5 protein-coding genes and 1 rRNA gene are annotated in these 6,362 nt (G+C 59.7%); 5 read left to right on the top strand and 1 reads right to left on the bottom strand.

Annotated features, from left to right (window positions below; all coding sequences use genetic code 11):
* The 4 genes from rrf to O3300_RS28345 all read left to right on the top strand — a co-directional run.
* A 5S ribosomal RNA gene (gene rrf, locus O3300_RS28360) occupies positions 1 to 102 on the top strand; the annotation flags it as partial.
* Positions 103 to 393: 291 nt separating this feature from the next.
* Positions 394 to 1,083 carry an acid phosphatase gene (locus tag O3300_RS28355; RefSeq protein WP_305054759.1) on the top strand — a complete coding sequence of 230 codons (690 nt, stop codon included), beginning with the start codon at positions 394 to 396 and terminating at the stop codon, positions 1,081 to 1,083.
* 62 nt (positions 1,084 to 1,145) lie between these two features.
* The gene (locus tag O3300_RS28350; RefSeq protein WP_305054758.1) at positions 1,146 to 2,624 is read left to right on the top strand and encodes a DUF2868 domain-containing protein; all 1,479 of its coding nucleotides are present in this window, start codon (positions 1,146 to 1,148) and stop codon (positions 2,622 to 2,624) included.
* Entirely contained in the window at positions 2,621 to 4,111 is a 1,491-nt protein-coding gene (locus O3300_RS28345) for a DUF3482 domain-containing protein (protein ID WP_305054757.1), read from the top strand. Before O3300_RS28350 ends, O3300_RS28345 begins: the two co-directional genes overlap by 4 nt.
* A 17-nt stretch (positions 4,112 to 4,128) precedes the next feature.
* On the opposite strand, the gene O3300_RS28340 is transcribed toward O3300_RS28345, so the two are convergent.
* Complete coding sequence (locus O3300_RS28340) at positions 4,129 to 5,028, bottom strand: LysR family transcriptional regulator (RefSeq protein WP_305054756.1); 900 nt, start codon at positions 5,026 to 5,028, stop codon at positions 4,129 to 4,131.
* Positions 5,029 to 5,141: 113 nt separating this feature from the next.
* Here O3300_RS28340 and O3300_RS28335 point away from each other — a divergent pair, with 113 nt between their 5' ends.
* On the top strand, positions 5,142 to 6,221 hold the full coding sequence (locus tag O3300_RS28335; protein WP_289900655.1) for a tartrate dehydrogenase: 1,080 nt from the start codon (positions 5,142 to 5,144) through the stop codon (positions 6,219 to 6,221).
* Positions 6,222 to 6,362 lie beyond the last annotated feature (141 nt).

Here is a 6,362-nt window from a genome sequence, read left to right as displayed (position 1 = left end):
TAGCAAGTTGGTCCCACCCCTTCCCATCCCGAACAGGACCGTGAAACAACTTTGCGCCGATGATAGTGCTGCAACCAGTGTGAAAGTAGGTTATCGTCAGGCTTGTTATTCGAAAAAACCCCTCCGGTGATCCGGTTGGGGTTTTTTTACGTCTGGCGGTTTTGCCCGGTGCGCGCTTTTTGTCGTGCGTACGGCGAAGTTGCGCGAAGTTATAGCTCGCGAGCGCTTTTTGCGGGGGGAAGTGTGCCGCAAAAATGCCTATCTTGCCCGGCCCATGTTGCTAACTGCGGGCACCGTCATGTTCTCTTCATATTCACACTGTACGATGGCTTGCATGGCTGCTGCCCTTGGGTGGCCAGTCCCTTTCATCCCATCAAGTAAATGTGTGCATCCATGTTGGCCAAGCTTAAACTCGTCAAAACTCCCAAAGGCATCGATAGCGTCTTGATGCTGTCGGCCATGCTGATACTCTGGATCGGCAATTACAGCAACCTCGATCTCATGATCGCCGACAGCATGTTCGACGGGACGCGTGGGCAATTTGCCGGCACGGGCAGCGCGTGGGCGGGCAATTTCCAGCTCGGCATGATCTCGCTTGGCTGCGCCATGATCTGCCTGGCTATCTGGGACACCTTGCATCCGCTGGCTCGGCTGGCCTCACGCCGCAGCGCCTTGCGCGTCGTGGCCCTGTCGGTCGTCTTGGTGCCGCTAAGCATTTACTTGCTCTCTTCTTTCAGCGATGTGCCTTGCCCCACGGATTTGCTGCGCTATGGCGGACTGGCGCCATACACGCGCCTGCTGGAAACATTGCCCGCCAATGCATCTGCCATGGTTTGCCTGCCCACCATGCAGGCGAACACTGCCTGGTGGATGCTGGCCTTGCCATTGTTTTGCCTGCCCGGACGGCCACGCACGGCGTTTTTGCTCGCTGGCGTCATGCTGCTGTGCGGTTTGGCGGCAGGCTGGCAGCAACAGTTGCAAGGTACGCAATTTTTCACGCACACCTTGTGGTCTGCCTGGATCGCCTCTTTCCTGATATATCTGCTGCATAATCTGCTCCAGGCCGAGGACGCGTTGGCCTGAAACATAAAAGTACGTCACAATCTGCCTGTCTAGTTGTCGTTTCATACAAAAACAGGAGCACCATGAACGAGCAGATTGCGAGAGAAGTGGTATTGGTCCGTGCTATCGAGACGGCCGACCAGAAAAAAGAAGTCCTCAGCGAGGATGACCGCATGTATGCCAGCCGCAGCGCGCGTGAGCTTGCGCAGTGGCAAGCTTCGGGCAAGCAGGCCGAAGTGACGGGTGACGATTTCCTGCAGCAGCGCTCCGAACTGATCCTCAAGCGCATCACCGAACGCACGCCTGCCTTCGCCGCTTTCGCGAAACGCCGTAACGGCATGAAAGCCCTGGCGCTGGCCTTGCCCTTGTTGGCCCTGCTGCTGGGCGCCGGGCTCGACCGCATCACGGATCCCCATCGCGTGGATCTGCTGTCGGCGCCCTTGCTGCTGATCATTGCGTGGAACGTACTGGTCTACCTGGGCTTGCTGATCTGGCTATGCATCCCCTCGCATTCCCTCGGCTGGCCGAAAGCAGGGCTGGTGCGCCACCTGAGCGTGGGCCGCCTGGCCTTGCCGCGCAAGTTGCCGCACGCTTTGTCCTCGGGTTTGCTCAGCTTCATGGGGGAATGGGCGCACCTGAGCGCCAAGCTGACGGCCGCGCGCCTGAGCCGTACCATCCACTTGAGCGCCGCCATGTTTGCCATCGGCGCCGTCGCCTCGTTGTATGCGCGCGGTTTCCTGTCGCAATACGCAGCTGGTTGGGAAAGCACCTTTTTGAGTGCCGGCCAGGTGCACAGCCTGCTTTCAACCCTGTTTGCGCCGGCTATTGCCCTGTTTCATTTGCAAGGCTTTTCGCTGGCGGAAATCGAAGCGCTGCGTTTCCCGCAAACGACGACCGTCGAAGGTGGCGCGCGCTGGGTGCATTTGTATGCGGCAACGATTTTCCTGCTGGTGGTCGTTCCCCGCCTGATCCTGGCATTGCTCAATAATTGGCGCGCCGCGCGCCTGACCAGGCACTTCCCGTTGGATCTCGATCAACCGTATTTCCGCAAGCTCAATGAAAGCATCGGCGTGGCCACGGGCGGCATGCTGCGCGTCTTGCCATACAGCTTTACTGTCGATGAGGCGCGCCACAAGGGCCTGGGCCAGTTGTCCATCATGCTGTTCGGCGAGCAAGGGCGCATGATGCTGCGTCCGTCGACGTCGTATGGCGAAGAGCCGCAGGACGTTCTGCGCGGCACGGACCTGAATGATCCGCAAGTCAATATCACGGCCGTGCTGTTCAACCTGACGGCGACGCCGGAAAAGGAAAATCATGGCGCCTTCCTCGATTACCTGGTGCAATCGTCGACACGTGGCATCGCCGTCCTGATCGACGAGTCCAGCTATCTGGAGCGCGTGGGCGAGCAGGTGGATAATGGCGCGCGCCTGGCGGAACGAGTCGCCTTGTGGCAGCAATTCTGCCAGTTCCACAAAACCACGGCCACCCTGGTCAATTTACTCAATCCTGCCTTGCACCCGCTCGATGCTGGTGTCGGGCTGAAAGTATCGGCAGCAGCATGAGTGTGAATGTGAATAAAGAAGTGCAGGATGATGCGGTGCAGATTCAGTTCGCGCTGATTTCGCACACGAACAATGGCAAGACGACACTGGCGCGTACCCTGGTGGGTGTGGATATCGGCGAAGTGCGCGACGCCGCCCACGTGACCGTGTTTGCGGAATCGCATACCTTGCTGGCGACACCGCAGGGTGATGCCCTGCAATTATGGGATACGCCAGGCTTCGGCGACTCCGTGCGCCTGCTCAAGCGCCTGGGGCAGTCCGGCAATCCCATCGGCTGGTTCCTGCGCGAAGTGCTGGACCGTTATCGCGACCGCCCGTTCTGGCTCAGCCAGCAAGCGTTGCGCACGGCCAAGGACTCTGCCGACGTGGTGCTGTACCTGGTCAACTCCTCTGAAAATCCCCGGGACGCGGGCTACTTGCCGGCGGAAATGAAAATCCTCGCCTGGCTGGACAAGCCGGTGGTGGTCTTGCTCAATCAGATGGGACCGCCGCGTCCGGGTAATGAGGAGCACGGTGAGCAGGCGCGCTGGCGCGAGCATTTGCAGCAGTATCCGATCGTGCGCGACGTCCTGGCGCTCGATGCCTTTGCCCGCTGCTGGGTACATGAGCGCGTGTTTTACGAAGCCGTGGGTAAATTGTTACCGCAGTCACAGCAAGCTGGCTACGCGCGGTTATTTGCTACCTGGCAAACACAAAATACGGCGCGTTTCCAGCAGGCCATGCATTTGCTGGCTACGCAGCTGGCCGTGGCTGGGCAAGATCGCGAGGCCATCGAGCCGGCGTCCAGGGGTTTGCTGAAATCGGCCTTGCAGGTCGTGGGGATCGGCAAGAATGCAGAGCAGCAACGCCAAGAAAAGGCCATGGCCAGCCTGGTGGCGCGCCTCAATACGCACAGCAGCGTGACTACGCGTGAACTGTTGATCTTGCACAAACTCGATCCGACCGACGCGCATAAGATTAATAGCCGGATACGGGAAAATTTCGCCGTGCGCGCGCCGATCGACAAGGCGCAAGCGGGGCTCTTGGGCGCCATGATTTCCGGTGCCGCGACGGGGCTATCGGCCGACCTGATTTCCGGCGGCTTGACCTTGGGTACGGGGGCCTTGCTTGGCGGCGTGGTCGGCGCGCTGACGTTTGCCGGCGCAGCCTGGGGTTTTAATTCAGGTACGGACCGCAATGAGCCCACGATGCAATTTACCGATGCCTTTTTGCGGACCTTGGTAGTGGCGGGCGTGCTGCGTTACCTGGCGGTGGCGCACTTTGGCCGTGGCCGCGGCAACTTTGTCGAAAGCGAGGCGCCGGCCTTCTGGCAGGATGAGGTCGAGCAGGCGGTAGCGCGCCATGACGCTGCTCTGGCCGAGCTGTGGAAAGACGTGCGCCGGGAAAAGTCGCCGGAGCAAGCCGCCGAGCGCGTGCTGCCCCTCCTGTCGTCCATCACCTCCGATACCTTGGCGCGCCTGTATCCGGATGTGGCGCGCCTGGTGTAGATACCTGGTGTCGATTATCAGGCACGGGCTTGCAGCCACTGCTCCAGACACTGCACGCAGGCCCTGACCTTGGCCGAGTTCGACAGCCGCGAGGTGGTCACCGCCCACACGTCGGCCGCCTGCTTATACGCGGGCAAAATGCGCACCAGCTTGCCTTGCGCCAGGCTGCTTTCCACATTCCATGCCGAACGCAAGATGATGCCGTGGCCATCCAGCGCCCATTGATGGACGATCTCGCCATTGTTGGCCGAGAGCGGTCCGTCGACCTTCACCGTTTCCACTCCTTGCGGTCCCTGCAGTTTCCAGCGCCGCCCATCCTGGTCGCGTTCGCGAATGACGATGCAGTCATGCTCGCGCAACTGCGCCAGGGTGTCCGGCGTTCCGCGTCGTGCCAGGTAGGCGGGCGCGGCGCACAGTACGCGTTGGTTGCTAGCAATACGGTGGGCGATCAGGTCCGGTTCATGGACCACGCCGATGCGAATGTCGAGATCGAAACCTTCGCCCAGCAGGTCGACGGGCCGGTCGAGCAATTCCAGCTGTATTTTCAGGCCTGGGTACTGCCGTGCCAGCTGGGATAGGGCTGGACCGAGCCGGTTGCGTCCGAATCCGGAACTGGAGCAGATGCGCAGCACGCCTTGCGGCTGCAGTTTCGACTGCGCTACCGCTTCACCCATTTGCTCGACATCTTCCAGGATGCGTTGCGCCCATTGCCGCACGATCTCGCCGTGATCGGTGACGCTGACCCGGCGAGTGGTCCGGTGCAGCAAACGTACTTGCAGCGCCGCTTCCAGCATGCCGATGCGCTTGCTGACGACGGCCTTGGAAATGCCCAGTTCCAAGGCTGTGCCGGCGAAGCTGGTTTTATGGGCAACCTGGCAAAACAGGCGTAAGTCTTCCAGCAGCGGCGTATGTTTCATTGATTGACCACGAAATGTGAATACTTGGGTTATGAATTACCCGATTGTATTCTCATGCGGTGCCAGTATCATCAATGCATCCATCTAGCATCTATCTATAACAGGAGAACCCCATGCCCACACACCGAATCGCAGTCATCGCCGGCGACGGCATCGGCAATGAAGTCATGCCGGAAGGGCTGCGTGTCGTCGAGGCCGCCGCGCGCCGTTTCAATATCGACCTGCAGTTCACGACGATGGCATGGGCCAATTGCGACTATTACCTGGAACACGGGCAAATGATGCCCTCGGACTGGTTTGCCCAGCTCAAGGATTTCGACGCCATCTATTTTGGCGCCGTGGGCTGGCCGGACAAGGTGCCCGACCACATCTCCTTATGGGGTTCGCTGTTGAAATTCCGCCGCGAATTCGACGAATACGTGAATCTGCGTCCCGTGCGCTTGATGCCTGGTGTGCCGTGCCCGCTGGCGAATAAAAAGCCGGGCGATATCGATTTTTATGTGGTGCGTGAAAATACGGAAGGAGAGTATTCATCCGTGGGCGGGCGCATGTTCGAGGGGACGGAGCGCGAAACGGTGCTGCAGGAATCCGTTTTTACGCGCAAGGGTGTCGACCGTATCCTGAAGTATGCGTTTGAGCTGGCGCAAAGCCGGCCTAAAAAACACCTGACATCGGCCACGAAATCGAATGGCATCGCCATCAGCATGCCGTATTGGGATGAGCGGGTGGAAGCCATGAGCCCGAGCTTTCCCGATGTCCGCTGGGATAAATACCATATCGACATCCTGGCGGCCCGCTTTGTATTGAGCCCCGAACGTTTCGACGTGGTGGTCGCTTCGAATCTGTTTGGCGACATCCTGTCCGACCTGGGGCCCGCCTGCACGGGGACGATTGCCATCGCACCGTCGGCCAATATCAATCCGGAGCGCACTTTTCCTTCCGTTTTCGAGCCGGTGCACGGTTCCGCACCCGATATCTATGGCCAGAATATCGCCAATCCGATCGGCATGATCTGGTCGGGCGCCATGATGCTGGACTTCCTCGGCAATGGCGATGCCAATTACACGGCGGCGCATGATGCGATTGTGCGCGCCATCGAGCAGGTGCTCGAGCATGGTCCGCGTACGCCGGACATGGGGGGCAGCGCCAGTACGACGGATGTCGGCATGGCGGTTGCAGAATTGCTGAAATAAAGCTTGCTGCCCGTGAGTGGCTTTGCTATAGTTCGCCTCCCCAATGAGGCGCAGTCAAATGCGGCAGTTGAGGATCACCGGAAACGGCGATGCAGTAAAAAGAAGGTGTTGACGGACGTAGCGAAATGCTTCATACTCTTC

This window comes from Janthinobacterium sp. SUN206 (assembly GCF_030587305.1).
GTDB lineage: Bacteria > Pseudomonadota > Gammaproteobacteria > Burkholderiales > Burkholderiaceae_D > Janthinobacterium > Janthinobacterium kumbetense.
This window is presented reverse-complemented; position numbering and strand designations above follow the sequence as displayed.

Excerpts from the sequence above, each read along its gene's own strand:
- O3300_RS28355 (WP_305054759.1), top strand. The coding sequence starts at position 394 with ATGTTGGCCAAGCTTAAACTCGTCAAAACTCCCAAAGGCATCGATAGC.
- O3300_RS28350 (WP_305054758.1), top strand. The coding sequence starts at position 1,146 with ATGAACGAGCAGATTGCGAGAGAAGTGGTATTGGTCCGTGCTATCGAG.
- O3300_RS28345 (WP_305054757.1), top strand. The coding sequence starts at position 2,621 with ATGAGTGTGAATGTGAATAAAGAAGTGCAGGATGATGCGGTGCAGATT.
- O3300_RS28340 (WP_305054756.1), bottom strand. The coding sequence starts at position 5,028 with ATGAAACATACGCCGCTGCTGGAAGACTTACGCCTGTTTTGCCAGGTT.
- O3300_RS28335 (WP_289900655.1), top strand. The coding sequence starts at position 5,142 with ATGCCCACACACCGAATCGCAGTCATCGCCGGCGACGGCATCGGCAAT.